Genomic DNA, 26,998 nt, shown 5'->3' with positions numbered 1-26,998 from the left:
AATGAGTATTAAAAACGATTTATTTTTAAGAGCATTAAAAGGAGAAACTGTTGAACGTCCACCTGTTTGGATGATGCGTCAAGCTGGACGTTATTTACCAGAATTTATGGCTATTCGTGAGAAATATGATTTTTTCACGCGTTGTCAAACTCCAGAACTAGCTAGTGAAATTACTGTTCAGCCTATTAGACGCTACGGTATGGATGCTGCTATTTTGTTTAGTGACATTTTGGTAATTCCTCAAGCTATGAATATTGAGGTACAGATGAAACCTAATTTTGGCCCTTATTTACCAAATCCAGTGCGTACTCAAAAAGATGTAGATAACGTAATAGTGCCTGATGTTAAAGAGGCATTAAACTATGTTTTCGAAGGTATTAAGGCTACTAAAGAACTATTAAATAACGAGATTCCACTTATTGGTTTTGCTGGATCACCTTGGACGATTTTATGCTACTGTGTACAAGGTCAAGGCAGCAAAAACTTTGATAAAGCCAAGGAATTTTGTTTTACAAATCCCGTTGCGGCACATCAACTATTGCAGAAAATAACCGATACGACTATTGCTTACTTAAAAGAAAAAGTAGTTGCAGGTGTAAATGCGGTTCAGGTGTTTGATTCATGGGGAGGGATGTTATCACCAACCGATTATCAGGAGTTTTCTTGGCAATACATCAATCAAATTATTGAAGCTTTAAAAGATGATGCTCCAGTAATTGCTTTTGGAAAAGGGTGCTGGTTTGCTCTTGGAGAAATGGCTAAAAGTAACGCATCAGCCTTAGGTGTCGATTGGACTTGCTCACCTGAAAATGCACGCTACTTAACAGGAGGAAACATCACTTTACAAGGTAATTTTGATCCTGTACGCTTGTTATCTCCTCCAGCTGAAATTAAAAAAATGGTTCACCAAATGATTGATGCGTTTGGTAAAGACAAATATATTGTAAATCTAGGTCATGGTATTCTACCACATATACCATTAGACCATGCTAAAGCGTTTATTGATGCTGTGAAAGAGTATCGATAAACCGCTTTTACCTAACTAAATAACGCTTATATTTAAAGCAGCAAAACTTGCTTAAACGTTTAACCTAAAGAATTAAAGTAAAAACTGGTTAATAAATGCTAAAAAATATACTAAGCGGTGTTAAAGCATACTTAGGGGCTTTTAGTTTGTTATCTAAACTAAAGCTCTGGAAATACTTTATTATACCTATGCTTATAAGCTTAATTACAGCTTCTGGCATAAGTATTATAGCTTACAACTTGTCGGATAATTTAGGTGCTTATGTTTCAGACTTATGGATTTGGGACTGGGGAAAAAGTGCGTTTACAACCTTAGGCACCATCTTAGGTCTGTTAATTATAATTGCTATTGGCATTATTCTATTTAAACATATTGTCATGGCATTTTCGGCGCCCTTTATGAGTCCAGTTTCCGAAAAAATTGAGGTGTATTTAACCAATAACCCAAACCAAAATTCCACAAACAACACGTTCGCACAACAACTGTGGCGGGGCATACGCATTAACCTGCGTAATTTGATTAGAGAATTATTATTTACAATACCTATCTTAGTATTGAAATTCATTCCCATTGTGAACATTTTCTCGACCATATTATTATTTTTTTTACAATCCTATTATGCGGGATTCGGGAATATGGATTACACCCTAGAACGCCATTTTAACTATAAAAATAGCATCAAATTTGTACATGAAAATCGCGGATTGGCTATAGGAAACGGTATCGTTTTTATGCTTTGCCTCTTCATACCTTTTCTTGGAGTAATTTTAGTATTACCGCTTTCGGTAACCGCCGCTACAACCCAAACCGTTAAAGTTCTAAATCAGAAATTAATACAATAGACATATGGAAACAAAAAATAGCTTTTTATCCCCATTTCAAAAATTCATCAAAATTGAGAGTTTTAGTGGTATACTACTCCTTTTTGCTGCCATTGCAGCCCTTATCTGGGCAAATTCGCCATTTGCAGAGGGGTATACAGCATTACAGCACTATCATTTAGGATACAAATCGGATCGTTTTGAACTTAATTTATCCTTATTACATTGGATAAACGATGGATTCATGGCGGTTTTCTTTTTCCTTATTGGTCTGGAAATTAAAAGAGAATTTCTGATTGGAGAACTTAATTCCCCTAAAAAATTAGCTTTCCCACTTGTTGGAGCTATTGGCGGTATGGTAATTCCCGTAGTGTTTTTTCTTATAATCAATAAATATTTTAGCGGACATGCCGATGCGACTTTACACGGTTGGGGAATTCCTATGGCTACCGATATTGCCTTTTCTTTAGCTATTTTAAAAGTTTTGGGAGATCGAGTGCCTATCAGCCTTAAAATATTTTTAACAGCCTTCGCCATTGTAGACGATTTAGGTGCTGTTATTGTCATTGCCTTATTCTATACGGGCACTATTAAAATGGTGTTTTTAGGTGTTGCATTAGGACTACTAGCTATTTTATATTTCTTATCTAATAAAGGGTATTATTCTAAATTCTTAATGATTATTTTCGGAATTGCCATTTGGATTTTATTCCTAAAATCTGGAGTACATCCTACTCTTGCAGGTATCTTATTAGCCTTTTCTGTGCCGATTAGACAAAAAGTGGACACCTCGCAATTCTTATCAAGATTAGAGGAAATTACCACCAAAATTAAGGGATCTTCAGAGCTAAAAGAACCCATTCTTTCTGCCGAACAAATTCATGAAATTGACGAATTACAAGAATGGACTTATAAATACCAGTCTCCACTTCAAAATTTAGAACATCATTTACACGATTGGGTGGCTTACTTTATCATTCCTATATTTGCACTGGCCAATTCGGGAGTTATATTAAGCAGTAGCGAAGGTTTAGATTTTCCACTAGTTCTTAATATTGCTTTATGTTTATTATTAGGTAAAAGTATTGGGGTTTCTGTATTTGTGTTGTTAGCAAATAAATTGAAAATCATTAGTATCCCTATCGATATTTCGAAATCGCAAATTATTGGTGTTTCGTTTTTAGCGGGTATCGGGTTTACTATGGCGATATTTATTGCTAGTTTAGCATTTGCAGATCAACCAAAATATATAGATTCTGCCAAAATAGGTATCTTAATTGGTTCATCAATTTCAGGGATTATTGGTTATTTGCTGCTTAAAAGTCAGGGCTCGAAAGTGAAACAAAATCAAGATCCTGATGAAGTAATAATACCTTAAACACCATTTAAAACAAGAAGATTCATTTATAGATGAAAGATAAATTTTATCAATACATTCAAAATTTACAAGATCAAATCACTTCTAAATTAGAGCTTATTGATGGTAAAGCCACATTTCAAGAAGATTTATGGGAACGCCCAGAAGGTGGCGGCGGAAGAACCCGAGTAATTGAAAATGGACATGTTTTTGAAAAAGGTGGCGTTAACATATCGGGGGTACATGGTAAGTTACCTAAATCTATGCAGGCCTATTTTAAAGTAGGTGATGTCGATTTTTTTGCCTGCGGATTAAGTTTAGTGCTCCACCCTAAAAACCCCATGGCTCCGACGGTGCACGCCAATTGGCGCTACTTTGAAATGTATGATGATAAAGGTGAAATTATTGATAGCTGGTTTGGTGGCGGACAAGATTTAACACCGTATTACTTGTTTGATGAAGATGCTAAACATTTTCATCAAACCTGTAAAATAGCTTGCGATAAGCACAACCACGAGTTTTACCCAACCTATAAAAAACGTTGCGACGAATACTTTTATAATGCCCACCGCAATGAGGGACGTGGTATTGGTGGCTTGTTTTTCGATTATTGCAAAGCCAATGACACCATGTCCATGGAAGATTGGTACAACTTTGTTACCGAAGTTGGCAATAGTTTCCTAGATGCTTATGTTCCTATTATTGAACGTAGAAAAGATCTTCCCTATACCCAAGACCAGCGTAATTGGCAAGAAATTCGTCGTGGACGCTATGTAGAATTTAATCTGGTACACGATAAAGGGACCCTTTTCGGTTTAAAAACAAACGGCCGTATAGAAAGTATTTTAATGAGTTTACCGCCGCATGTACAATGGGTGTATGACCACCACCCAGAACCTGGCAGTGACGAAGAAAAACTAATTAAAACATTACAAGAACCAAAATCATGGGTTTGAAATTAAAACCGATCTACCTACTTCTGAGCTTATTAAGCACCTCACTTTATGCTCAAAATGAACCACAAAATGCAGTAAACGACAGCTTACAAGAAATTATTTACGGCGTACAAAATAACGATTATATTTACGTGTATAAGAATAGGGTTACAGCAAGGTTATTCTATGTAAATACCTCTAATTCATTAAGAATTAAAGATACCGATTCTGATTTAAGTGCAGATTTAACGCCTAACAAACAAAATAGAATTGGAGCTTCTATTGCGTTTAGATCCATTAATATGTCATATTCATTTGCACCTAATTTCTTAGCCGAAAATAAGGACAATGAAGATTCAAGACTCTTAAATTTTAATATAAGAACATATTTTGGCAAACACTTTATGCAAACCTTAGACATATATTCACAAAAAGGGTTTTATTTAAGTAATAAAAACAATGATTTCAACTTCTATTCCAACAGAACAAAATCTCTAAAAATAGGTGGTTCGACTTCATATATTATGAATGAAAATTTTTCATTCCGTGCCATAGCTTCTCAGGACGAAAAGCAACTAAAAAGTGTAGGAAGTTTTATTCCTAGAATTGTGTATTACTACACAGATTATGATGTTGATTTTGAAGACACTTTAGGCTCACCTCCCGATGGTTCAAAATCTTTTGATGTAGCTCTTGCTCCTTCATATTTCTATAATTTTGTACCTACTAAAAACCTGTTTTTATCTGCCGGAGTTTCCGCAGGAATAGGAATTAACTACTCGAAAGAAGACAATGGGAAGAAATCTACCGCATTATTAACTGAACTAGATTTTAGAGGAACTTTAACCTACGATGTCGATAATATTTATTTAGGTGCTGATTACAGTTATTTGGTTTTAAACCATAATTCCGATAGCTCTACATATCTAAATGATAACATCCCCTTCATACAATTTTTTGTAGGATATCGTTTTAAAGCTTCCAGAAAAATGGTAAACAAAGCCGATAGCGTTAACAAAAAACTACATTTTAACTAAGTTATGAATTGCCCCTGCGGAAGCCAAGAAACCTATGCCAATTGTTGCAAAAAAGCGCACCAAAACATAGCTCATGCTAAAACTGCCGAGCAACTTATGCGCTCTAGATATAGTGCTTTTGTTTTGGCCGATGGCGATTATTTAATGGCTAGTCACCACAGTAAAACAAGGCAACCTAAAGAAAAGAAAGCCATTGTAAACTGGGCAAAATCGCTACAATGGATTAAATTAGACGTATTAGAAACCACAAAAGGCCTAGAAAAAGATTCTGAAGGCACTGTTACCTTTAATGCTTATTTTTATGAAAATGGTAAAGTAGACTGTATTCATGAAAAATCGGCATTTTTAAAAGAAAACAACCTTTGGATGTATTTAGGACTCAGTAAATAAAAAAACTATGTTCCCTTTAAAAAGAAATAGACGATTAAGAACCAATGAAGCCATTCGTTCGCTAGTTAGAGAAACTATACTTACGCCAAACGATTTTTTAGTACCGCTTTTTGTGGTTGAAGGCAAAGGGGTTAAAGATGAAATTCCATCGATGCCTAATTACTTCCGTTACAGTTTAGATTTATTAGAAGCTGAAGTTAAAGCACTTTGGCAACTAGGCTTAAAATCGGTGTTACTTTTTGTAAAAGTACCAGATAACTTAAAAGACAATAAGGGTACTGAAGCCTTAAACCCAAACGGTTTGATGCAACGCGCTATTAAAACCGTTAAAAATGCCTGCCCTGATATGTTGGTTATGACCGATGTAGCCCTAGATCCATACTCAATTTACGGACATGATGGTATTATTGAAAACGGACAAATTATAAACGACGATACTGCCGCGTTTTTAGCCGAAATGAGCATTTCTCACGCTACAGCTGGTGCCGATTTTGTTGCGCCAAGCGATATGATGGATGGTCGTATTTTAAGCATTCGTGAAGCTTTGGAAGATGAAGGTTTCATCAACACAGGGATTATGAGCTACTCAGCAAAATATGCCTCTGCTTTTTATGGTCCTTTTCGTGATGCTTTAGATTCTGCTCCTGTGGATTTAGTTGATATTCCAAAAGATAAAAAAACCTATCAAATGGATTACGGTAACCGTTTTGAAGCACTTCGTGAAACCGAAATGGATATTGATGAAGGTGCCGATATCGTGATGGTAAAACCAGGACTTTCTTATTTGGATATTTTAAGAGACATTAAAAACGAAGCGGATGTTCCCGTAGCTGTGTATCAAGTTTCTGGTGAATATGCCATGATAAAAGCTGCTGCAGAAAAAGGCTGGTTAGACCACGATCAAGTTATGATGGAAACTACCACCGCTTTTAAACGTGCTGGCGCCGATATTATCGCTTCTTATTTTGCAAAAGATGTGGTTAAAATTTTAAACGGCTAAAATTCATACCACTGTTTTAATTTTTCAACAAAACCTAATCAGTTATTGCTTTAGGCTTTCTTCGTTTTAAAAATTTAAATCGGACAAACAACATCATATATCCAAGCGCTAATAAAATAATTAGGTGCATGACTTCTTTAGTAATATCTACTAGATGTGCACCTTCATTAGACAAAGCATTAAAAATTTTAAAAAAAGGTGTTGAAGGTAACAAATTCGCAACTACCTGAAGAGGTTCAGGCATAGACTCTATAGGCCAAGAATAGCCCGAAATTAAAAATAAGGGATAGGTGGAAAATGCTAATATTTCTGTCCAACCAATGGTAGTTTTAAAAAAACTTGCCAACAAAATGGTGTATAATAAAACGATTGTAATAAACAAACAACTTAACATCAAGTGAAAGCCGATAGATCCGTTGAAAGCCAAAAAGAAATGCGGAAATATCAATTTGTAAAAAATGAAAAAGTACACCACATAAAGCACGATATAATAAGTACTTTTCGCTGATAAAACACGCATATAATCATAAAACGAATAGCTCTCAATATGTTGTAACATGCCGTGGTTAAATTCATGAACAACACTTTGCCCAAAACCAATAATTAGGGTTTGTTGTAAAATTAAAATCAATAAAATAGGCAATAAATAATCACCATAATTATTGGTTGCATTATATATTGATTTAATTACCGGCATTATCGGTTGTGCTTTTTGTTTCGCAATATCTAAAGGTATTTTATTGCTAACATAATAACTCATTCGTACGCCTCCAGCAACGGTTAAAACAACCTGCTGTACTGCTTTATTTATTTCATTTGACGTTAAAAACTTGGTGTTATTTAAAATCAATTCAACATGAGAACCATCTAAATTCATGGTTTTATTCTGAAAACCCTTAGGGATAACAACAATCCCTTGCACCTCTAAATTATTAAAATAGAACATGGCCTCTTCCAAACTTGAAAAATGACCATTTATGTTTACTTTTTCAGATGAATTAATAAGCTGTGAAACCTTTCTGGATAGATTAGAATGGTCGTAATCTACAACGGCTATAGGAATTTCATTTACCTCTTTTTCAGAATATATAGAGCCTATAAAAAAGGCATAAAGCAAGGGAGCTACTAAACATGTTAGTAAAATACTTTTGTCCTCCAATATAAGCGCAAGCTCATTTTTTAATATAGAAAACCAATTTTTCATACCATACTCTTTTTATGTCGTACTAACAATATGGTGGTTGTAACTATATAGCCCACGGCTAAAAACAAAAGCAAATAAATAACTTGCTGCGTTAAAAAAACAAAAGGTGTACTCATTTCTACTCCTTTTATAAAAGCGCTTAAAAAATGGGTATATGGTATAAGTTGTGCATACCACATATTAAATGCAGGCATGGCCATAATTGGAAACGTAAAACCGCTAAAAACAAAGGCAGGTGAATTATATACAAACGAAACATCCATAGCTATGGCTTCATTTTTAAAAATGGCTGAAACCATCATCCCTAACATGGCATTGACCATAACAAATAATAAAACAACAGGCAAAAAAGCCAGAGTACTTGGACTCATTGGAATTCCTAAAAGCGGATGTACAGTTGAAAAAATAAAAACACCAACCATAAATCCTACGATGGTATAAGCTAATAATTTGCCGAAAATAATATTAAAAAGCTTACCATTAGCCAGGTTTAAAAGTTCACTATATGTGTTATTCGTATATTCAGAATTTATAGAACGGGCAGCCAATAAAAACACCAACATTTGAAGTAATACCGTAGTTAATCCCGGAATCAAATAAAACAAATAGTTATAATAAGGGTTGTATAATGGTTTAACATGAACCTTTACAGGCATAATCATTTTTAGTGCTTTTTCGTTTGGAATTCCTTGTGTTTTAAAAGCATTATAATTAATTCCGGCAGACATTGTATTTATAAAACTTGCGGCTTCTTTATAAATTAAATTTCCAAAAACAATATTTGATGCATTGGAGTAAACCAAAAGTTTAGCCTGTTCGCCTCTAAATATTTGTTTTTCAAAATGCTCGGGAATCACATAAAATCCTTTGACCTCAGGATATTTAATAAAAACATCTTCCAGCTTATCATTGGAATTTAAAAACTTAATAATTTTTAATTTCGGTGCCGCTTCAACATTTGAAATCACTTTTCTACTTAAAGCAGAGTGATCTAAATCTAACACCGCAATATTAACTGTTTCAATACCACCTTCTTTATAGATATACCCTAAATAGAAAAATATAACCGTAGGAATTACCAATATTAAAACCCAGGCAGCTGGTCTTTTTTTTAATATTAAAAACTCTCTAACAATTATGTTTACAATAGAATATTTCAAAGTTTAATATTAACACTCATTCCAGGGCGTAGATTTTCAATTTTATCAACAGGTTTTAAATGAATTTCGAATGTTTTCATATCCAATCGGCCTTTATCGGCAGTTGGAATCCAATCGGCAAAATCGGCCATGGGCGCAATATAAGTCACCTTAAATTTGTAAGAATCATTATTAAAAGCGGGTAACTTACCTGAAATTTCTGCACCCATTTTAAAATCATTTAGGAAGTCTTCTCTAATATGAATTACCGCATAAATAGTTTCAAGCTTTTGAACGGTAAATATGGGATATCCTGCAGGCATAACTTCGCTTTCTTCAGCCAATTTTGATGATATCTCACCTGAAACCGGGGCGTAAATTTCTAATTCTTTATAATACGCCTTTGCTTCATTGACCTTACCTCCCGCCGCATTCATTTGTCCTTTAGCCGCTTTCTTATCTTCTAATCTTGCTCCTTCTGTCGCCATGTCATAAATTGACTTTGCGGCATTCATTTGATCAAATGCGGCATCACGCTTAAAGGTGACTTCATCCATTTGTTGTTGAGAAACTAGACTATCTGCTACCAGATTTTTTAAACGATTATAAGATTTTTCAGCATAATTATACTGACTTAAAGCCATTTTATAACTGTTTTTTGCGGCCAATACTTCTTGACTTCTAGCGCCAGAATTAGCCTTTTCGCTTATCGACTGTGCGGCATTAAACATACCTTCGGCTTGCTGAATTTTGGCATCCAAAATATCACTTTCAATAGTTGCCAATAACTGACCTTTTTCAACCTCCTCACCTAAGCTTACGTAAATGGATTCTATTCGGCCAGGGATTTCTGAAGCAACTTTAATTTCAACCGTTTCAAATAAACCCACAAAAACACGGTTCGATTTTTTATCGGGTTTTAAAATATATAATGCGATAATACCAACAAGTATTACCACTATAGGAATTATCAATATGAAGATTTGTTTTTTATTTTTCATGTTTCTATGGGTTCAAATTCTGTAATTGTAAACTTCCTGTTGATATTAATAACTCTAATGCCACCATACGTTGCTCGGCAATAAGCTTGTAATATTCAAACACAACATCTTGATAATCGGTCTCAGCCTTTAATCGATCTGAAATGGAAATTAGTCCTATTTTATAGCTTTTGATGGCTAAATTTAAAGTGTTCAATGCCACTTGTATCTCCTGTTCTTTATATAAGATTTGTTGATTTTTAACTTCAAAATCCACTAGAACTTTCTTATTAAACAGCTCTAATTTCTCAATAGCATCTGCCTTTTTGTTTTCAGAAATGCTTTTTTCTATACGTGTTTTTTGAATCTCATTATCATGTTTTAGTCCAGTAAAAATGTCCCATTTCATACCCAATCCAACGAAATAAGTAGGAAACAATTCTAATTTATTCAACTCTAAATTCACAGGATCACTTACTGTAGGAAGGGTATATGGTGTATCGAATTCGGCATTAAATAAATTGGTATATGATAAAGATGCTAGGGCTTGTACTTTGGGTAAAAACAAATTTCTATTCATTTTTAATTTATAATCGTAAGCATTAATGGAGGCATCTAAAGCTTTAACCTCTGGACGATCTACAAACGTATTTTTATTTGATTTAACAAGCCAAGGTTTTAACTCAAATTTTTGTGCTTCCAATTTAGAAATTTCAACGCCTGTAAGCATGGATAATTTTAAATACAAGAGGTTCAAATTTCCGTATAATTCAGTTTTTTTTGAAGCTAAATTAAGTTCTGCTGCGGTAATTTTACCTCGATCATAAGGTGTTGCTAGCCCATTGTTAATCGCCTTTTGCACCCGTTCTTTTTCTTTACTAAGCCTTAATATACCTGCTTCTAAAACATGCTTAGATTGGTTAAGCAATTCAATCTTATCAAAAGTATCGATAACATCTTTAATGATATCGGCACGTTCTTTAAAAAGCATAAAGTTTTTCGCTTTTATTTTTTCGCTGGATGCTTTTGACCCATAGCTAACTTGAAGCCCTGAAAACAACAAGGCTTTTGCTGTAAGATTTGCGTTAAGAATATTTCCTTTAGCATTAAATTGGGTATCGCCTTCAAATAAATTAAGCCCAGTAATGGGAAGTTGAATGGTTGGAACATCTGCAGTAATTCGTGTAGAACCATAACCATAAGAAGCATCAAACTCTAGTGTTGGTATAAAATTTTGACGAATTCCTTTATGTATAATACTATCAATTGATAAATCGTATCCTACCTCTTTTAAGGCGTAGCTCTTCTCTAAACTTAATGAAATTAAATTCAGCTCCATTTCACTCAAATTTGCTTGAGCCTGCAGTTGTACACAAAATAAACACAAAGAAAATAGGAAAGATCCTTTCATAATTTTTAACATGAATGTTGTAACGGAATGCTTTTTTAAAGTTTAAAATTCACATCAAAATGTCTTCCAGTGAATAAAGCGCTCATTTGACTAAGTTAATAGTTTTTGTTCATTTAATCAACCGCGTTACTATGCGATCTTTTTTAAAAGCTTATCTTAATCTAATTTGATTTTGTAATTTAGCTTTTAACAAAACACATGTTAATGAGCACATTAATTTTTTGGGCAACCTTATCCATCTTTTTTTCCTTTTTATGTTCCATACTGGAAGCCGTTTTACTGAGCGTCACGCCTACTTTTATCAACCTTAAAAAGCGTGAACAAAAAGAATACGCACTCACTTTAGAGTCCCTTAAAAAAGATGTCGATAAACCGCTTATAGCCATTTTAACTCTTAACACCATTGCACATACCTTAGGAGCTATGATGGTTGGTATACAAGCAGAAAAATTACCATTTAAAATTGAACTTTTTGGCATTAATACCGTTGGTGTAGTATCGGCTATTATGACTTTTTTAATTCTAGTAGCTTCAGAAATTATTCCGAAAACTATTGGCGCTACCTATTGGAGGCAGTTGGCTAATTTTACTTCAAAAACCTTAACAATTTTAATTTTCCCATTAAAATGGACGGGTATTTTATGGTTACTACAACTTACCACTAAACTTATAGGCGGTAAAGGTCATGGTAGCGTTTTAACCCGCCAAAGTTTTATGGATATGACCGATTTAGCTCATGAAGAAGGCGTTTTTCAAGAGAATGAGAGCAAAGTCATAAAAAACCTATTAACTTTTAAAGAGGTCTTCGCGAAAGACATCATGACGCCCAGAACCGTCATGAAAACCGTTGATGAAAACACCACCGTTGAAGAATTTTTCAAACAAAATATCAATTTGCGTTTTTCTCGTATTCCAGTTTTTGTGAACGAACCCGACGATATCAAAGGGTTGGTACTTAAAGATGAAATTTTTAAAGAAATGGCTTTAGGGAACGGTAGCAAAACACTTTCCGAACTTAAACGAAACATTATTATTGTTAACCGTACCCTGCCCATCCCCGATTTGTTTGAACAACTTATCGAAAGCCGAAATCACATGGCTTTGGTAGTCGATGAATATGGTACCGTAAGCGGCCTAGTAACTATGGAAGATGTTATCGAAACCTTATTAGGTCTAGAAATTATGGATGAGAGTGACAACGTATCAGACCTGCAACTTTTAGCCAGAAAAAGCTGGGAAGTACGCGCCAAAAAACTCGGGATTTTTGAAGATAAAACGAAGCCTTTAGAGTAGATGGAAAGCTGCATCATCCATACGCCCTTAGGCTATGCAAAAATTTGTGGTGATGAAAACGGCATTAATTCGGTTAGCATAAGCAATTCTGAAGCCAAAGAAACCGAAATCATTCCTCATGTTTTAAAGGACTGTACTAGGCAACTTCAAGAATATTTTAACGGAGAACGGCAAAGATTCCAATTACCATTAAACCCCGAAGGCACCGATTTTCAAAAGAAAGTCTGGAAATATTTGGAACAAATTCCTTTTGGAAAAAGCCTGTCTTATCTAGAGTTATCAAAGCAAATGGATCAACCAAAAGCCATTCGGGCTGTAGCCAATGCTAATGCCAAAAATCCCTTGTGGATTATCGTGCCTTGCCATCGCGTCATTGGTAGCGGCGGTAGTTTAACCGGGTATGCTGGTGGCTTACATCGTAAACAATGGCTTCTCAATCACGAGAGCTCTAACAAGCAACAAACTTTGTTTTAAAAGCTTTCAAAGCGGTTATAGGTACTAAAACTTAAAATATTTCCTATATTTATTTCAACTAAAAGTTTTTTATATGAAATTCATTAAACGCGTTATTAAATGGCTTGCTATTCTTGTTGTAGCCATCATTGCATTACTGTATATTTTCGATTACGACTATATTTTAAGAGGTGCTAGAATTGTATATTTCACAGGACATAAAACCGTTTTTATTGACGACTATCCATATTTTGAAAACGACACTATTAAAAAAGGAAACAACATTTCGCCATGGCCACTTCATAAAAATTACAACACGGTAGAATCTACTGAAAAACTTAACGCTTTTAATGAAAAATTAGGTACTGTAGCCTATTTAATAATTAAAAACGACAGTATATATTACGAGTGGTATGCGCCAGATTATAGCGATGCCTCAAAAACCAACTCCTTTTCAATGGCAAAAAGCATCACCACAGCTTTATTAGGAAAAGCCATCATGCAAGGACATATCAAAAGCTTGGATCAGCCAATAAGTGATTTTTATCCGCAATACAGCTATGCAAAAACTACCGTTGGTGATTTGGCGTCTATGTCGTCAGGTTTAGACTGGGTTGAACATTATAGCAGTCCGTTTTCGGTTACCGCTAGAGCTAATTATGACAATAATTTAGCCAAGGCCATTTTAAATCAAAAAGTTGTTGAAACCCCAGGGGAATCCTTTGAGTATTTAAGCGGAAACACCGAATTGTTAGGCATGATTATTCAAAAAGCTACAGGACAACCCCTTGCAGAATACCTTTCGGAAAACTTTTGGAAACCTATGGGTGCTGCGCAAGATGCTTTATGGCAATTGGATGGCAAAGAGCATCGTTTGGCAAAGACATTTTGTTGTATTTCAAGTAATGCGAGAGATTTTGCCCGTTTTGGAAAACTCTATAAAGACCACGGAAAATGGCAAGGCCAACAGCTTTTAGATTCTGCCTATGTGGCAAAATCAATTCGCCCTCGTTTTAAAGAAAGTCCAGAATATGGTTACGGCTGGTGGTTGCGAAAACATGAAGACAAAAACTTTTTTATGATGCTAGGGCACCACAGTCAATTGGTTATGGTCGAGCCAGAGGACAATGTAATTATTGTGAGGCTTGGGCAAAGAACCTCCGATGATGAAGGCACCACACACTTCACCAAAGACCAAGATGTTTATATTGAAGAAGCCTATAAAATGCTAGGGCATGATTAGAAAGATTAATCTTGAGAATATTTTATTTCTCGATATTGAAACCGTTCCAGAAACTGAGCATTTTTCAGAACTGAACGACACCAAACAAATCCTTTGGGAAGACAAATCCAAATACCAAAGAAAGGATGATTATACCGCCGAAGAATTTTATGATCGTGCTGGTATATGGGCCGAATTTGGTAAAATTGTTTGTATTTCGGTGGGCTATTTTAACTTTCAAAACGACTTAAGAAAATTTAGAACCACCTCTTTTTTTGGTGATGAAGCTAAAATACTCAAAGACTTTAAAAACCTTATAAACACACACTACAACGAATCCAAGCATTTACTTTGTGGTCATAACGCTAAAGAATTTGACTTTCCGTATATTGCTCGACGCATGATTATCCATAACATCGAATTACCTCATAAACTCAATTTATTTGGTAAAAAACCATGGGAAGTTCCGCATTTAGACACCTTAGAACTCTGGAAATTTGGCGATTTTAAAAGTTATACCTCTTTAAAATTACTCACCCATGTTTTAGGCATTCCATCACCAAAAGATGATATTGATGGCAGTGAAGTCTACCGTGTGTATTATAAAGAAAATGAAATTGATCGTATTGTAACCTATTGTGAAAAAGATACCATTGCGGTAGCTCAAATATTTTTGCGATTACGGGGTGATGACATTTTAACTGATGATGAAATTATTCATATTTAATGAAAGAAAACGAGATTTTAGAAGTACGGAATTTAAGTGTTTCATTTGGCGATAATGAAGTGGTTCATAACATTTCCTATAAACTACATACTAATGAAGTTTTAGGCATTGTAGGTGAATCGGGCTCAGGTAAATCAGTATCCTCTTTAGCAATTCTGGGTTTACTACCGAAAAAGATCGCTAAAATAAATTCTGGTTCTATTCTCTTTGAAGATCGTGATTTAATTGAATTATCGTCCTCATCATTTGAAAGCATTCGAGGCAACAAAATTGCCATGATTTTTCAAGAACCTATGAGTTCTTTGAATCCGTCTATGACCTGTGGAAACCAGGTTTTAGAAATCTTATTACAACATACTCATGTTTCCAAAAAATTAGCCAAGGAAGAAACTTTAGCCCTGTTTAACATGGTTAAACTTCCAGATCCTGAGCGTGTTTTTAAAGCCTATCCGCATGAGATTTCTGGTGGTCAAAAGCAACGGGTTATGATTGCCATGGCTATTGCCTGTAAACCCGATGTTTTAATTGCCGACGAGCCTACTACGGCTTTAGATGTTACGGTACAAAAAGACATCATTATTTTACTGAAAGAACTGCAGGCACAAACAAAAATGAGCATCATTTTTATCACCCACGATTTGGCCTTAATTTCAGAAATTGCCGATCGTGTTTTAGTGATGTATAAAGGCAACATCGTCGAACAAGGCTTGGTAGCCCGTATTTTTAAACATCCCGAACACAATTACACCAAAGCTTTAATTAATTCTAGACCTGCTTTAGATGTTCGCTTGGAGGTATTACCCACCATCAAAGACTTTTTAGAGGACAACATCTCCAACAGCATCATTACACCAGAAGATCGCAAAAAAAATCACGAAAAAATTTATAGTAAACCGCCATTATTAGAAGTGATAAATGTGGAGAAGGAATATCTTTCAAAATCTGGATTCTTTTCCAAACCAGAACGTTTTAAGGCGGTAAATGACGTCAGTTTTAAACTATATGAAGGGGAAACTTTAGGATTGGTTGGCGAATCGGGTTGTGGAAAATCGACACTTGGTAATGCCATACTTCAATTAGATAAAGCTACTGCAGGAAAAATAATTTATAAAGGCGTTGATACCACAAAACTGTCAAAGTCTGAAACTAGAAAACTTAGAAAAGATATTCAAATCATTTTTCAAGATCCGTACTCTTCCTTAAATCCGAGAATCCCTGTTGGCGAAGCCATAATGGAGCCTATGAAAGTGCATAAGCTTTACAGCTCGGATGCCGAACGTAAAGAGAAAGTGATTGATATATTGGAAAAAGTTGGGCTGTCGGAGGCATATTTTAACCGTTACCCCCATGAGTTTTCGGGCGGTCAGCGCCAGCGTATTGGTATTGCTAGAACCATTGCCCTTCAACCGAAACTCATTGTTTGTGACGAATCAGTTTCGGCCTTAGACATTTCTGTTCAAGCTCAGGTTTTAAACTTACTTAATTCACTTAAAAAAGACTTCAATTTTACCTATATTTTCATCTCACATGACTTAGCAGTTGTGAAATACATGTCAGATCAATTATTGGTTATGAACCAGGGTCAAATTGAAGAGTTAGACGATGCAGACATCATCTATAAAAAGCCTGAGAAAGCATATACAAAAAAGCTTATTCATGCTATTCCGAAAGGATTATAGCATGAAAATCTTTTTTGTTAAATAACATAAGCTTCTTACAAACTCATAAGTATCTTTTACAGACGCTCTAAATTTGCTTTGGTTAGTAGGTACTTCATGTAGGTTGGTTGCAGTGTTCATAAGGTTGAAATTTATGATAGTTTTGGGGGAAAACCGTTTATAGACTTTCTTTTTGTTTACTGAGTCTAATATCGATAATATATTCCTTTTATCCGATTAAAAACATATAAAATCGATGAAACGCATATTTTTTTAACAAACTCGTAATTTTCATCCCTACATCAGGTAAGATATTACGACTCTAAATTTTCATTTCTGGAATATTTCCTACAACTATTAACTTCCCTTCTGTAGCTTCTTGGATATGTTCCACAGATACCCCTGGAGCTCGTTCTAATAATTTAAAACCTTGTTCGGTCACTTCAAGGACTGCCAGGTTAGTCACTATCTTTTTTACACAGCCTACACCCGTAAGTGGCAACGAACATTGCTTTAATAATTTCGAATCGCCATGCTTATTCGTATGCATCATGGCTACGATGATGTTTTCGGCACTCGATACTAAATCCATAGCGCCTCCCATACCTTTAACCATACGCCCTGGAATTTTCCAATTGGCGATATCGCCATTTTCAGCAACCTCCATAGCTCCTAAAATGGTTAAATCCACATGTTGCCCACGAATCATTGAAAAACTTAATGCCGAATCGAAAAAACTAGCTCCAGGCAAGGTCGTAATAGTTTGTTTCCCAGCATTAATAATATCAGCATCCTCTTCACCTTCAAAAGGAAATGGTCCCATACCAAGTACGCCATTTTCACTTTGAAATTCAACCTGAATATCATCTCGAACATAATTAGCCACCAAAGTCGGTATCCCTATGCCTAAATTCACATAGTAACCATCTTGAACTTCCTGTGCAATACGTTTTGCTATACCTGTTTTGTCTAACATCTTATTTGATTTGAAAATTGGTTAATTAAAATCTTATGTTCAATATGAAAATTTGAAGATTAATTAAGATTTTTTACTTGATGAAATGATTTTTGATATAATTAAAATAATAGATTTTAAATCTTTTAATAATTTTTCAGTTGGGTCTGGATAATGCTCTGATGCCTGACATAGTTTCAACCAATATTCAAGTTCATCTGCTTCCTTAGCTGAAATTTTAAACTTATGAATAAAATCTCTTTTACTTTCTGCATTTTGTGCTTCTCTAATATTAGCTCCAATAGAAGTTCCGCATCTAAAAATTTGAGAAGCCATTTCAAACTTTCTTTGTTCTCTTATCATTTCAGAAAAAGAAACAACATCAAGGGCTAACTCAAAGCTTAGTCTTACTATTAAATTATCACTATCATTCCTCATTTATAAACTAAATCATCTTTTAAAAATATCTCTTTTTTATTTCTAGTTTCTAACAGCTAAAACTTTTAAATTCAATCTTTGTTTCCTCATTTTCAAATTGAAAAATCTTCAAATCAATTCATTTATATTTCTCATCGTCTCTCCCTTACCGTCCGTTGTTCAATCCGTTTTTCGTAATTTTTTCCTTGAAAAATACGTTGTACAAAAATGCCTGGGATATGAATTTGATTGGAGTCTAAAGTTCCTAGGGGCACTAATTCTTCAACCTCAGCGACTGTAATTTTTGCAGCGCCACACATTACAGGGTTAAAATTTCTGGCGGTTCCTTTAAAAACGAGATTACCTGCGGCATCGCCTTTCCACGCTTTAACCAGGCTAAAATCGGCCTTAAAAGCATGCTCTAACACATACATTTTGCCATCAAATTCTCTGGTTTCTTTTCCTTCGGCTACTTCGGTGCCATAGCCCGCCGGAGTGTAAAAAGCTGGGATCCCTGCTTGAGCAGCGCGGCAACGTTCGGCTAAAGTCCCTTGCGGGATTAAATCGACTTCTAATTCACCCGAAAGCATTTGTCGTTCAAACTCATCGTTCTCACCAACGTAGGAAGATATCATCTTCTTAATTTGTTTCTTTTGGAGCAGTAAACCCAATCCGAAATCATCGACACCAGCATTGTTAGAAATACAGGTTAAGCTAGTCACACCAAGTTGCACTAAACGTGCGATAGCATTCTCAGGAATACCGCATAGTCCGAAACCACCCAACATGAGTGTGTTACCACTAGAAAGCCCTTGTAAAGCTTCTTCAACACTAGATACCGTTTTATTTATCATTTCGTCATATTTATGCTTATAAATTTACGAATATTTCAATGAAATTAGGAAGGAAGTAACTGTTAAGAATTAAGCATATATAAACAAATAGGGCTGTCTAAAAAGTAAAAACAACCGTTATGATGTGCTTAACACAGCATCTCATTCCATTGCAGTTCAAAGATTACAAGAATCTGAAATAAATTCAGATTGACGTGAAATCGACTTTTAAAACAGTCTCAAATATTTGAATTCCCTATAAATTAACTTCTTGGCTTATCGATACCCCTATCATACATGACGATACTACCGGCCACAGAAACATTCAGGCTTAATTCAGATTTAAACTTTACCAAGAAGTGCGATTTCTCGATAGCTTCTTTACTTAGTCCATGATCTTCGGCTCCCAATAAATATACACAACGTCTGGGGTGATGAAAGGTTTCTAGGTCCTCTGCAGAATCGTCTAGCTCGATACCAACAATTCTGGTGCCTTTTGGTAAGTTATTAAAAAATTCATCGAAGTTTTCATAGTGGTAATAAGGCATGGATTTAACCGCATTGTGGGTATCGCAGGCCTGTTTAGCATAACGGTTTCCAATGGTGAAGATGAAACTAGCGCCCAAATTTTGTGCAGAACGCCATAAAACACCAAGGTTTTCGGGAGTCTTTCCGTTAAAAATACCTATACCAAAAAATTCATTTACGAAATTATCGTTCATGATATCAGCTTCTAAGCGTTTTAAGTATGCCTTTTAAAACTCTAGCTCGTCTAGACGATCCTCTTCATCGTCGTTATTTTGATCTTGAGAAACGGCCGAGCAATCCACATTAATAGACAAGTTATCTGGCGCAACAAAATCTTCTTTAGACACATCAAGCTCTTTATCGGCGTAACAACTTTTCATATAAATACCCCAAATCGGTAGAGCCATAGCAGCACCTTGACCGTAGGTAATCGTTTTAAAGTGTGCTGCACGATCTTCGGCACCAACCCAAACGCCAGTCACTAAATTAGGTACCATACCCATAAACCAACCATCACTTTGGTTTTGTGTCGTTCCTGTTTTTCCGGCAATCGGATTTGTAAATTCGTAAGGATACCCTGTTACGATTTCTCTATAATCGGCTCTATACGAATCACGTCCTTTACCACGTAAGCGTCCGCCCGAACCAGACTGTGTAACACCTTCCATAAGTTTTACCGTCACATAAGCTGTTTCAGCATTTAACACATCGCGCGTTTCAGGTTTAAATTGGTATAAAACAGTACCATTTTTATCTTCAATATTCAACACCATTACAGGCTTGGTATACACCCCTTGGTTGGCAAAAGTCGAATAAGCCCCAACCATGTCGTAAACACTAATATCAGTAGTTCCTAAGGCAATGGAAGGTACCGCAGGAATATCGGCCTCAACGCCTAGTTTTTTAACCAAATCAACTACAGTTTGCGGCCCTACTTTATCGATTAATCGCGCCGTAACAGTATTCACAGAATTTGCTAAAGCATCTTTTAAAGTACGCTTACCGCCGTATTCGTTCCCTGAGTTTTTAGGACACCACTCTTCTGGGTTTCCAAATTTCCCAGCTTCAATACAAAACGGTGTATCTGGAAATTCATCACATGGAGAAAAATGCAACTGATCAATAGCTGTAGCATAAACAAAAGGCTTGAATGTAGAACCTGTTTGTCGTCTACCTTGTTTCACCATATCATATTGGAAATGTCTGTAGTTCATACCACCAACCCATGCTTTTACATGTCCCGTTTTAGGATCCATAGACATCATACCCGTTCTTAAAAACGATTTGTAATAACGCATGGAATCCATAGGTTTCATAAGAGTATCAACCTCAGAAGGTTTCCCATCAACCCATTTAAAAACAGTCATTTTAATAGGTTTCTTAAAAGATTCTTCAATCTCTTTGTTCGATTTTTTCAAATCGTATTTCATATGTCTCCAACGTTCCGATTGACGCATCGAACGGCGCATTAAAGCTTGTTCCTCTTCGGGAGTTAAGTCTAAAAACGGTGCTGTTGGATTTCTTTCTGGGGTATTTTGATGAAAAAACTCGGCTTGTAACCTTGGCATGTGTTGTTGCACAGCATCTTCGGCATAGGTTTGCATACGAGAGTCTATCGTTGTATAAATTTTTAGTCCGTCGTTGTATAAATTCCACTTGGTACCATCGGGCTTCGGGTTATTTTTAATCCAATCCTTCATAAATCCATCGAGGTAACCTCTAAAATATGTGGCGATCCCTTCGCGGTGTGATTCCGGAGAATAACGTAAATCAAGTTCTGTTTTTTGAAGTGAATCCTTTTCCTTTTCAGAAATGAAATCATACTTATACATTTGAGATAAAACCACATTTCTACGGTTTTTTACTCCTATAGGGTTACGCTCAGGTCTCGGATTATAAAGCGAAGAGTTTTTAAACATCCCTACCAACATAGCCGATTCTTTAACGTCTAATTCTTTTGGTTCCTTATTGAAATAGATTCTTGATGCACTTCGAATACCATCGGCATTGTTACCAAAATCATAAATATTAAAGTACTGGGCGATAATTTCCTCTTTGGTATATTGACGCTCTAAACGGATGGCAATAATCCATTCTTTAATTTTTTGAAGCACCCTTTCAATAATATTCTTAGATCCTTCACCATGAAATAATTGCTTGGCTAACTGTTGTGAAATGGTACTTGCTCCACCACTTCCTGGCTTAATTACTGCTCTAAGCGTCCCTCGGGCATCAACACCAGAATGTTCATGAAAACGGGCGTCTTCCGTGGCAATTAAGGCATTTACTAAGTGTTGTGGTAACTCGTCGTAACTCACTGGTGTTCTATTATCGTTAAAATAGAATTTCCCTAATGTTTTACCATCTGAAGAGATAATTTCGGTAGCTAAATTGGTTTTCGGGTTTTCTAAAACCGTATGATCGGGCATTTCACCAAATGCACCCCATGATGCTAATAAAAAAAGGAAGACTACAGATAGTAATCCTGCTACAAACAAAATCCACATCCAACGGATGTACTTTGAAAAATCTTGAACGTTGATCGTTTCTTTTTTTGCCTTTGCCATGTACTATTTATTACTACATCTTGATACTACTTCGCTTATACAAAACAGAAGATGCCTCTATTTTTTAATTTTATTTTTTTCAATACTAAACCCAACATCGGTAATCCCCTCCAATTCTTCAACGCCATTTACCATACCATTTTCACGCATAGCCTGTTGTATTTTAACTTCATACTCTCCAGACTCATTAAAAATAACTTGTTCTTTATACCACAATTTATTCTCCTTAATATCGGAATATCCAGTGCCCAAAAATTTACCGCTAGGCTCGGCCATTTTATATTCTAGGGTGTCTTTAACCGTTTTACCGTGAGGAAAAACCATTTCGACAATTAGAAATAAGTTACTGTACTTATAAGCAGTCGTATTTCTAAGGTTTACAAATAAATTATAGGGATTTATGGAATCTGGCGGATGGATTTTAAAACTAACAACCGAATCTTTATGCCATTTTTTAGGTACCGATTTGTACTCATCAAAATAATATTTTGAATCGCAGGATGAAAGACTAAAAAAAACACAAACTAAAAGTAATAAGACTCTATTTTTCAGCATTTTTACTGTTTTGAGATTTATTCTGGTTATTGCCAGGTTTTCTTCTTTGGTTTCTATTCCTATTTTGATTAGGATTTTGTTTTTTCACGTCACCTTCAGCCTTTGGTTTATTCGATCGGTTTGGTCGTTGCTTTGGTTTAGCCTTTGGCTTATTAGGATCTGTATTTTTATTTGCTGGCTGTGTATTTTTTCTTGGTGTTGACTTCGTATCACCTCCAGTATTTTTTTGGCCTTGAGCCGGACCTTTTTTACGTCTGTTATTTCTACGTTTTTTATTAGGTTTCGGATTATCAAAACGTGTTAAACTATCTTGCCCTACAACGTTTTCAAATTCTGTTTTAGTATCTTCAACCAAATCTAAAGCGTACTCCTCAAGACTTGTAATTTTTTCTTTTTTCTTATTAATTGCAATAATTTCGTTAGCCTGCTCGGTGGTTATCTTATGCCAGTTCATCCATTCACCTTCGTAAGCAAACCACATATGGCCTTTAAAAATATCAGTTTTTTGACAAACAGCCGTACCTTTTTCGGTATATAATTTAACATCCGATTTCGGGAAACTTTTTAAAGCATCAAGATAAGTATCTAACTCGTAGTTTAAACAACATTTAAGTTTACCACATTGCCCAGCTAACTTTTGCGGGTTTAGGGATAATTGTTGATAACGCGCTGCTGAAGTACTCACCGAACGAAAATCGGTTAGCCAGGTAGAGCAACATAATTCGCGCCCACAAGAACCTATACCACCAAGTCTAGCGGCTTCTTGACGAAAACCAACTTGTTTCATTTCGATACGCGTTCTAAATTCTCGTGCAAAAACCTTAATCAGTTCACGAAAATCAACACGATCTTCAGCCGTATAATAGAAAGTTGCTTTACTGGCATCACCTTGAAATTCGATGTCTGAAATTTTCATTTGCAGCTTCAAATCGATCGCAAACTGGCGTGCTTTAACCTTCATGGCTTCTTCACGTTCGCGAGCGGTTTGCCAGATATCAATATCTTTCTGACTTGCTTTACGGTAAATTTTCAGGCCTTCTTCAGCATTTACTGGTATATTTTTACGCTTCATTTGAACGCGCACCAATTCCCCCGTAAGGGTAACCATACCAATATCGTGACCAGCTTTAGCTTGTGTCGCCACAATATCGCCAATGCTTAAAGTTAAGTTTTCTGTATTGTTATAATATTCTTTTCTGCCGTTCTTATAGCGTACCTCAACCCAGCTAAATGGGGCTTCCCCACCGGGTAAGGACATGTTTGACAGCCAATCGAATACCGTTAGTTTATTACAACTATCTGTACCACAAGTACCATTATTCTTGCAGCCCTTAGGAGAGCCGTCTTTTGTTGAGCAACTTGCGCAAGCCATATATTATATATTGAATTCGCTAATAATTAACTTATTACGAATGAAGATTTATTAATTTTTTGTTTTCCGCTTTCGCGTGAAGAACACATTTTCTTTATGTTTTTAAAACCAAGTTTCAAGAACATTTACGACGTAAAGATATGATTATTCTAAAGACTTAAAAAAAGAAGATGAGAATATAGTTCTCAACCCCTTAATTACTCACCTTTTATAAGTTAAACTTGCTTTACGGATATAATTTTTACAGGACAAGCTTTGGCGGCATTATCGCAACTATCAAAGATAAATTCGTCGTTCGATTTTAATGTAAAAAACCCCTTTTTATCCTGCCCATGCAGTAAAACGGTTTTACCATCTTTTTTAGACATTTGAAACTGGTTGGGAGCCAATTCTACACAATAATTACAACCAATACACTTTTTACGCTGAAGGGTAACTACAACCATTAGGCTTCGACTTTATTTTCGACAATCTTGTATAGTTTATCGGATTGACGGATTCTAAATGGTAATTTTAGAGTTACCATATCGCCTTTGGTACCTTCACTTAACTTTTGATCATTAACAAGCATATCTTCCACTTGCATTTCCTGCGCCCCTGTTGATGGCCCCGTAATTAAAATGGTATCCCCTACATTTAAGTTATAAGCTTCAATTTTAAATTCGCCAACCTCTGCTTTTGGAAAGTAGTGCGTTCCTTTACCTATATAGACTTTCTTTTGTGTAGCATGCGACCCTGAGCCTTTACTCCATTCGCCCAGTTTCTGACCTAAATAATACCCACTCCAAAAGCCGCGATTGTAAACCGTTTCTAGCGTTTTCATCCATTCTATAACTTCTTCTTTGCTATAAGTACCATTTTCAATACTATCAATGGCTTCACGGTAACATTTTATCACCTTAGCAACGTATTCAGGTGCACGACCACGCCCTTCAATTTTTAAAACTTTTATACCAGCATCGACCACTTCATTTAAAAAATCGATAGTACACAAGTCTTTTGGAGACATGATATATTCGTTATCCAACTCCATTTCAAAGCCTGTTTCTTGATCGATAACGGTGTATTTCTTTCTGCAATTCTGTTTGCAAGCGCCACGGTTAGCCGAGGAATTATCGGAATGCAAACTCAAATAACATTTACCCGAAACCGCCATACAAAGTGCACCATGACCAAATATTTCAATTTCAACTAGGTTTCCCGAAGGCCCTTTAATTTGATCTTTTTCTATTTGCTCTGTAATTTTTTTAACCTGACGCAAGCTCAATTCACGACTCAACACCATGGTATCGGCAAACATGGCATAAAACTTTACAGTTTCGATGTTTGTCACGTTAATTTGTGTAGAAATGTGCACTTCCATACCAGCTTCTATAGCCATGGAAATAACGGCCTGATCCATAGCAATAACGGCAGTAATATTCGCTTCTTTGGCTTTATTTACTAAGGTTTTTACAATCGATAAATCGTGATCGTAAATGATGGTATTAAGCGTTAAATAACTTCTTACGTTTTTAGCTTCGCAACGTTTTACGATTTCATCTAAATCATCTAAAGTAAAATTTACCGTTGCTCTAGCGCGCATGTTTAATTGTTCAACACCAAAATAAACAGAATCGGCACCATTATCTAAAGCAGCCTGTAGAGATTCAAAGTTCCCTGCAGGTGCCATTAATTCAATTTTTTGCATGATTTTAAGTTTTAAAGTTTGTCCACTTTTAGTGTCTCAAAAATGTTTCTTAAATCTTTTTTGAAAGGTAAATGGTCCGCACGACCTTTTTTAAAAATGTCGTTACTGTTGGCTTGTCCTTTTCGAAGGGCTTTTTGCTCTTCAAACGGTAAGGCATGAATTTCTTTACAATTGTTAGAACAACAGTTATTCATTTCTTCTTTACAGCTATCGCACTGAATAAAAAGTAAATGACAGGCATCATTAGCGCAATTGGTATGAATATCGGCAGGAGCTCCACATTGATGGCAGCAGGCAATGACATCGTCGCTAATTTTTTCAGCACGACGCTCGTCGAAAACAAAATTCTTACCTACAAATTTATTTTCGAGCCCTTGCTCTTTAATTTGACGGGTATACTCAATGATACCGCCTTCTAACTGAAATACGTTTTTAAAACCTTTATGCTTAAAATAGGCACTCGCTTTTTCACAACGGATACCGCCTGTACAATACATCACAAGGTTTTTATCTTCTTTATGGTCTTTTAAATCGTCTTCAATAATATCCAAAGACTCTCTAAAAGTATCAACATCGGGGGTAATGGCGTTTTTAAAATGGCCTATTTCACTTTCGTAATGGTTACGCATATCAACCAATACCGTGTTTTCATCTTCAATAAGGGCATTAAAATCATTCGCAGCCACATGCACACCTTTATTAGTCACATCGAAAGTGTCATCGTTTAAACCATCGGCAACAATTTTGTTACGCACTTTAACTTTCAACTTTAAAAAAGACATGTTGTCCTGCTCTACGGCAATATTCAAACGGATATCTTTTAAAAAATCGATGGTATCTAGGTGTGATTTGAATTCGTTAAAACGATCGGCAGGTAAGGATAACTGACCGTTTATGCCTTCGGTAGCGACATAAATACGTCCTAAAACATCCAATTGATCCCAGGTTAAAAAAAGGTGATCTCTAAATTCTTGAGGGTTCTCAATTTTGGCATATTGATAAAAAGAAAGTGTTAATCGATCCTTTCCGGCTTTTTCGATTAATTCGGCTCTTTCTTTGGCACTTAATTTATTGTACAGTTGCATGCTATACTAATTTATAAGGTTAAAGACTATTTTTGAAGGCGCAAAGGTACGATTTTATCGTAGTTATCCCATTTTTTAGACAAAAAAAGCACTTAAACATAAGTCTAAGTGCTTAATTTTGAGTTAGTCAAACTACTTTTATTTAGAACAAGATTTTTAAAAATACTCGTTCTTTATAATGAGATGCAACCACTTCATAAAGGTTGCGTAGCACTTCTGTTTTTATTGATAATGACACAAAACAACGTTCTATTTTTCATGAATTTATGTTGAAAACTATTATTGTGTTATGATAAAACTTATAGTATTTTAGCCCTTCAATTTTTAGTAAAAAAACAAAGC

26 protein-coding genes are annotated in these 26,998 nt (G+C 35.5%); 12 read left to right on the top strand and 14 right to left on the bottom strand.

What is annotated here, in order from left to right:
* Window position 1: 1 nt before the first annotated feature.
* The 7 genes from hemE to hemB all read left to right on the top strand — a co-directional run bounded on the left by hemE (window position 2) and on the right by hemB (window position 6,567).
* Entirely contained in the window at window positions 2–1,027 is a 1,026-nt protein-coding gene (gene hemE / locus JJL45_RS03800) for a uroporphyrinogen decarboxylase (RefSeq protein ID WP_068603354.1), read from the top strand.
* Window positions 1,028–1,122: 95 nt separating this feature from the next.
* The gene (locus tag JJL45_RS03795) at window positions 1,123–1,869 is read left to right on the top strand and encodes an EI24 domain-containing protein (protein WP_202664257.1); all 747 of its coding nucleotides are present in this window, start codon (window positions 1,123–1,125) and stop codon (window positions 1,867–1,869) included.
* A gap of 4 nt (window positions 1,870–1,873) precedes the next feature.
* On the top strand, window positions 1,874–3,226 hold the full coding sequence (gene nhaA / locus JJL45_RS03790) for a Na+/H+ antiporter NhaA (protein ID WP_068603352.1): 1,353 nt from the start codon (window positions 1,874–1,876) through the stop codon (window positions 3,224–3,226).
* A gap of 32 nt (window positions 3,227–3,258) precedes the next feature.
* Window positions 3,259–4,161 (top strand): oxygen-dependent coproporphyrinogen oxidase, encoded by a 903-nt coding sequence (hemF, locus tag JJL45_RS03785; RefSeq protein ID WP_202664256.1) that lies wholly within the window; start codon window positions 3,259–3,261, stop codon window positions 4,159–4,161.
* Window positions 4,158–5,177, top strand: coding sequence for a DUF4421 family protein (locus JJL45_RS03780; protein ID WP_202664255.1), 1,020 nt, complete (start codon window positions 4,158–4,160; stop codon window positions 5,175–5,177). The genes hemF and JJL45_RS03780 overlap by 4 nt, the downstream gene beginning before the upstream one ends.
* A 3-nt stretch (window positions 5,178–5,180) precedes the next feature.
* Complete coding sequence (locus JJL45_RS03775; protein ID WP_068603349.1) at window positions 5,181–5,567, top strand: YchJ family protein; 387 nt, start codon at window positions 5,181–5,183, stop codon at window positions 5,565–5,567.
* 7 nt (window positions 5,568–5,574) lie between these two features.
* Complete coding sequence (gene hemB, locus JJL45_RS03770) at window positions 5,575–6,567, top strand: porphobilinogen synthase (RefSeq protein WP_202664254.1); 993 nt, start codon at window positions 5,575–5,577, stop codon at window positions 6,565–6,567.
* Window positions 6,568–6,601: 34 nt separating this feature from the next.
* On the opposite strand, the gene JJL45_RS03765 is transcribed toward hemB, so the two are convergent.
* From JJL45_RS03765 to JJL45_RS03750, 4 genes are read right to left on the bottom strand one after another with little or no spacing between them, the layout of a single operon-like run.
* A complete protein-coding gene (locus JJL45_RS03765; protein WP_068603345.1) occupies window positions 6,602–7,771 on the bottom strand; it encodes an ABC transporter permease in 1,170 nt (389 codons plus the stop codon).
* On the bottom strand, window positions 7,768–8,931 hold the full coding sequence (locus JJL45_RS03760; protein ID WP_068603343.1) for an ABC transporter permease: 1,164 nt from the start codon (window positions 8,929–8,931) through the stop codon (window positions 7,768–7,770). The genes JJL45_RS03765 and JJL45_RS03760 overlap by 4 nt, the downstream gene beginning before the upstream one ends.
* Entirely contained in the window at window positions 8,928–9,911 is a 984-nt protein-coding gene (locus JJL45_RS03755) for an HlyD family secretion protein (RefSeq protein WP_068603341.1), read from the bottom strand. The genes JJL45_RS03760 and JJL45_RS03755 overlap by 4 nt, the downstream gene beginning before the upstream one ends.
* A gap of 4 nt (window positions 9,912–9,915) precedes the next feature.
* The gene (locus JJL45_RS03750; protein WP_202664253.1) at window positions 9,916–11,229 is read right to left on the bottom strand and encodes a TolC family protein; all 1,314 of its coding nucleotides are present in this window, start codon (window positions 11,227–11,229) and stop codon (window positions 9,916–9,918) included.
* 276 nt (window positions 11,230–11,505) lie between these two features.
* Here JJL45_RS03750 and JJL45_RS03745 point away from each other — a divergent pair, with 276 nt between their 5' ends.
* The 5 genes from JJL45_RS03745 (at window position 11,506) to JJL45_RS03725 (ending at window position 16,675) form a co-directional block, all read left to right on the top strand.
* A complete protein-coding gene (locus tag JJL45_RS03745; RefSeq protein WP_068603338.1) occupies window positions 11,506–12,594 on the top strand; it encodes a CNNM domain-containing protein in 1,089 nt (362 codons plus the stop codon).
* On the top strand, window positions 12,595–13,068 hold the full coding sequence (locus tag JJL45_RS03740) for a methylated-DNA--[protein]-cysteine S-methyltransferase (RefSeq protein ID WP_068603336.1): 474 nt from the start codon (window positions 12,595–12,597) through the stop codon (window positions 13,066–13,068).
* 73 nt (window positions 13,069–13,141) lie between these two features.
* Entirely contained in the window at window positions 13,142–14,290 is a 1,149-nt protein-coding gene (locus tag JJL45_RS03735) for a serine hydrolase domain-containing protein (RefSeq protein ID WP_202664252.1), read from the top strand.
* Window positions 14,283–14,996, top strand: coding sequence for a 3'-5' exonuclease (locus JJL45_RS03730; RefSeq protein WP_202664251.1), 714 nt, complete (start codon window positions 14,283–14,285; stop codon window positions 14,994–14,996). The genes JJL45_RS03735 and JJL45_RS03730 overlap by 8 nt, the downstream gene beginning before the upstream one ends.
* Window positions 14,996–16,675 carry an ABC transporter ATP-binding protein gene (locus JJL45_RS03725; RefSeq protein WP_202664250.1) on the top strand — a complete coding sequence of 560 codons (1,680 nt, stop codon included), beginning with the start codon at window positions 14,996–14,998 and terminating at the stop codon, window positions 16,673–16,675. The genes JJL45_RS03730 and JJL45_RS03725 overlap by 1 nt, the downstream gene beginning before the upstream one ends.
* Before the next feature lie 301 nt (window positions 16,676–16,976).
* Here JJL45_RS03725 and JJL45_RS03720 read toward each other — a convergent pair whose 3' ends face one another.
* The 10 genes from JJL45_RS03720 to JJL45_RS03675 all read right to left on the bottom strand — a co-directional run bounded on the left by JJL45_RS03720 (window position 16,977) and on the right by JJL45_RS03675 (window position 26,656).
* Window positions 16,977–17,630, bottom strand: coding sequence for a CoA transferase subunit B (locus tag JJL45_RS03720; protein WP_068603330.1), 654 nt, complete (start codon window positions 17,628–17,630; stop codon window positions 16,977–16,979).
* Window positions 17,631–17,693: 63 nt separating this feature from the next.
* On the bottom strand, window positions 17,694–18,047 hold the full coding sequence (locus tag JJL45_RS03715; RefSeq protein WP_068603328.1) for a four helix bundle protein: 354 nt from the start codon (window positions 18,045–18,047) through the stop codon (window positions 17,694–17,696).
* 131 nt (window positions 18,048–18,178) lie between these two features.
* Window positions 18,179–18,880 carry a CoA transferase subunit A gene (locus JJL45_RS03710; RefSeq protein WP_068603326.1) on the bottom strand — a complete coding sequence of 234 codons (702 nt, stop codon included), beginning with the start codon at window positions 18,878–18,880 and terminating at the stop codon, window positions 18,179–18,181.
* 242 nt (window positions 18,881–19,122) lie between these two features.
* Window positions 19,123–19,581, bottom strand: coding sequence for an RNA methyltransferase (locus JJL45_RS03705; RefSeq protein ID WP_068603324.1), 459 nt, complete (start codon window positions 19,579–19,581; stop codon window positions 19,123–19,125).
* A 33-nt stretch (window positions 19,582–19,614) separates the two neighbouring features.
* On the bottom strand, window positions 19,615–21,954 hold the full coding sequence (locus JJL45_RS03700) for a penicillin-binding protein 1A (protein ID WP_068603323.1): 2,340 nt from the start codon (window positions 21,952–21,954) through the stop codon (window positions 19,615–19,617).
* Between the two features lie 57 nt (window positions 21,955–22,011).
* Window positions 22,012–22,509, bottom strand: a complete 498-nt coding sequence (locus tag JJL45_RS03695) for a gliding motility lipoprotein GldH (RefSeq protein WP_068603321.1) — start codon at window positions 22,507–22,509, stop codon at window positions 22,012–22,014.
* A complete protein-coding gene (locus JJL45_RS03690; protein WP_068603319.1) occupies window positions 22,496–23,881 on the bottom strand; it encodes a stage 0 sporulation family protein in 1,386 nt (461 codons plus the stop codon). Before JJL45_RS03690 ends, JJL45_RS03695 begins: the two co-directional genes overlap by 14 nt.
* A 215-nt stretch (window positions 23,882–24,096) precedes the next feature.
* Complete coding sequence (locus JJL45_RS03685) at window positions 24,097–24,327, bottom strand: ferredoxin (RefSeq protein ID WP_067146766.1); 231 nt, start codon at window positions 24,325–24,327, stop codon at window positions 24,097–24,099.
* Window positions 24,327–25,571, bottom strand: coding sequence for a peptidase U32 family protein (locus JJL45_RS03680; RefSeq protein WP_068603317.1), 1,245 nt, complete (start codon window positions 25,569–25,571; stop codon window positions 24,327–24,329). Before JJL45_RS03680 ends, JJL45_RS03685 begins: the two co-directional genes overlap by 1 nt.
* 11 nt (window positions 25,572–25,582) lie before the next feature.
* Complete coding sequence (locus JJL45_RS03675) at window positions 25,583–26,656, bottom strand: rhodanese-related sulfurtransferase (RefSeq protein WP_068603315.1); 1,074 nt, start codon at window positions 26,654–26,656, stop codon at window positions 25,583–25,585.
* Window positions 26,657–26,998 lie beyond the last annotated feature (342 nt).

Origin of the sequence: Tamlana sp. s12, from assembly GCF_016767215.1 — a bacterium.
In the GTDB taxonomy this organism is placed as follows: Bacteria; Bacteroidota; Bacteroidia; order Flavobacteriales; family Flavobacteriaceae; genus Pseudotamlana; species Pseudotamlana agarivorans.
The sequence above is the reverse complement of the archived record's forward strand: the minus strand, read 5'-3'. Positions and strand labels throughout refer to the sequence as shown.

Excerpts from the sequence above, each read along its gene's own strand:
- hemE (WP_068603354.1), top strand. The coding sequence starts at position 2 with ATGAGTATTAAAAACGATTTATTTTTAAGAGCATTAAAAGGAGAAACT.
- JJL45_RS03795 (WP_202664257.1), top strand. The coding sequence starts at position 1,123 with ATGCTAAAAAATATACTAAGCGGTGTTAAAGCATACTTAGGGGCTTTT.
- nhaA (WP_068603352.1), top strand. The coding sequence starts at position 1,874 with ATGGAAACAAAAAATAGCTTTTTATCCCCATTTCAAAAATTCATCAAA.
- hemF (WP_202664256.1), top strand. The coding sequence starts at position 3,259 with ATGAAAGATAAATTTTATCAATACATTCAAAATTTACAAGATCAAATC.
- JJL45_RS03775 (WP_068603349.1), top strand. The coding sequence starts at position 5,181 with ATGAATTGCCCCTGCGGAAGCCAAGAAACCTATGCCAATTGTTGCAAA.
- hemB (WP_202664254.1), top strand. The coding sequence starts at position 5,575 with ATGTTCCCTTTAAAAAGAAATAGACGATTAAGAACCAATGAAGCCATT.
- JJL45_RS03765 (WP_068603345.1), bottom strand. The coding sequence starts at position 7,771 with ATGAAAAATTGGTTTTCTATATTAAAAAATGAGCTTGCGCTTATATTG.
- JJL45_RS03755 (WP_068603341.1), bottom strand. The coding sequence starts at position 9,911 with ATGAAAAATAAAAAACAAATCTTCATATTGATAATTCCTATAGTGGTA.
- JJL45_RS03750 (WP_202664253.1), bottom strand. The coding sequence starts at position 11,229 with ATGGAGCTGAATTTAATTTCATTAAGTTTAGAGAAGAGCTACGCCTTA.
- JJL45_RS03745 (WP_068603338.1), top strand. The coding sequence starts at position 11,506 with ATGAGCACATTAATTTTTTGGGCAACCTTATCCATCTTTTTTTCCTTT.
- JJL45_RS03740 (WP_068603336.1), top strand. The coding sequence starts at position 12,595 with ATGGAAAGCTGCATCATCCATACGCCCTTAGGCTATGCAAAAATTTGT.
- JJL45_RS03735 (WP_202664252.1), top strand. The coding sequence starts at position 13,142 with ATGAAATTCATTAAACGCGTTATTAAATGGCTTGCTATTCTTGTTGTA.
- JJL45_RS03730 (WP_202664251.1), top strand. The coding sequence starts at position 14,283 with ATGATTAGAAAGATTAATCTTGAGAATATTTTATTTCTCGATATTGAA.
- JJL45_RS03725 (WP_202664250.1), top strand. The coding sequence starts at position 14,996 with ATGAAAGAAAACGAGATTTTAGAAGTACGGAATTTAAGTGTTTCATTT.
- JJL45_RS03720 (WP_068603330.1), bottom strand. The coding sequence starts at position 17,630 with ATGTTAGACAAAACAGGTATAGCAAAACGTATTGCACAGGAAGTTCAA.
- JJL45_RS03715 (WP_068603328.1), bottom strand. The coding sequence starts at position 18,047 with ATGAGGAATGATAGTGATAATTTAATAGTAAGACTAAGCTTTGAGTTA.
- JJL45_RS03710 (WP_068603326.1), bottom strand. The coding sequence starts at position 18,880 with ATGATAAATAAAACGGTATCTAGTGTTGAAGAAGCTTTACAAGGGCTT.
- JJL45_RS03705 (WP_068603324.1), bottom strand. The coding sequence starts at position 19,581 with ATGAACGATAATTTCGTAAATGAATTTTTTGGTATAGGTATTTTTAAC.
- JJL45_RS03700 (WP_068603323.1), bottom strand. The coding sequence starts at position 21,954 with ATGGCAAAGGCAAAAAAAGAAACGATCAACGTTCAAGATTTTTCAAAG.
- JJL45_RS03695 (WP_068603321.1), bottom strand. The coding sequence starts at position 22,509 with ATGCTGAAAAATAGAGTCTTATTACTTTTAGTTTGTGTTTTTTTTAGT.
- JJL45_RS03690 (WP_068603319.1), bottom strand. The coding sequence starts at position 23,881 with ATGGCTTGCGCAAGTTGCTCAACAAAAGACGGCTCTCCTAAGGGCTGC.
- JJL45_RS03685 (WP_067146766.1), bottom strand. The coding sequence starts at position 24,327 with ATGGTTGTAGTTACCCTTCAGCGTAAAAAGTGTATTGGTTGTAATTAT.
- JJL45_RS03680 (WP_068603317.1), bottom strand. The coding sequence starts at position 25,571 with ATGCAAAAAATTGAATTAATGGCACCTGCAGGGAACTTTGAATCTCTA.
- JJL45_RS03675 (WP_068603315.1), bottom strand. The coding sequence starts at position 26,656 with ATGCAACTGTACAATAAATTAAGTGCCAAAGAAAGAGCCGAATTAATC.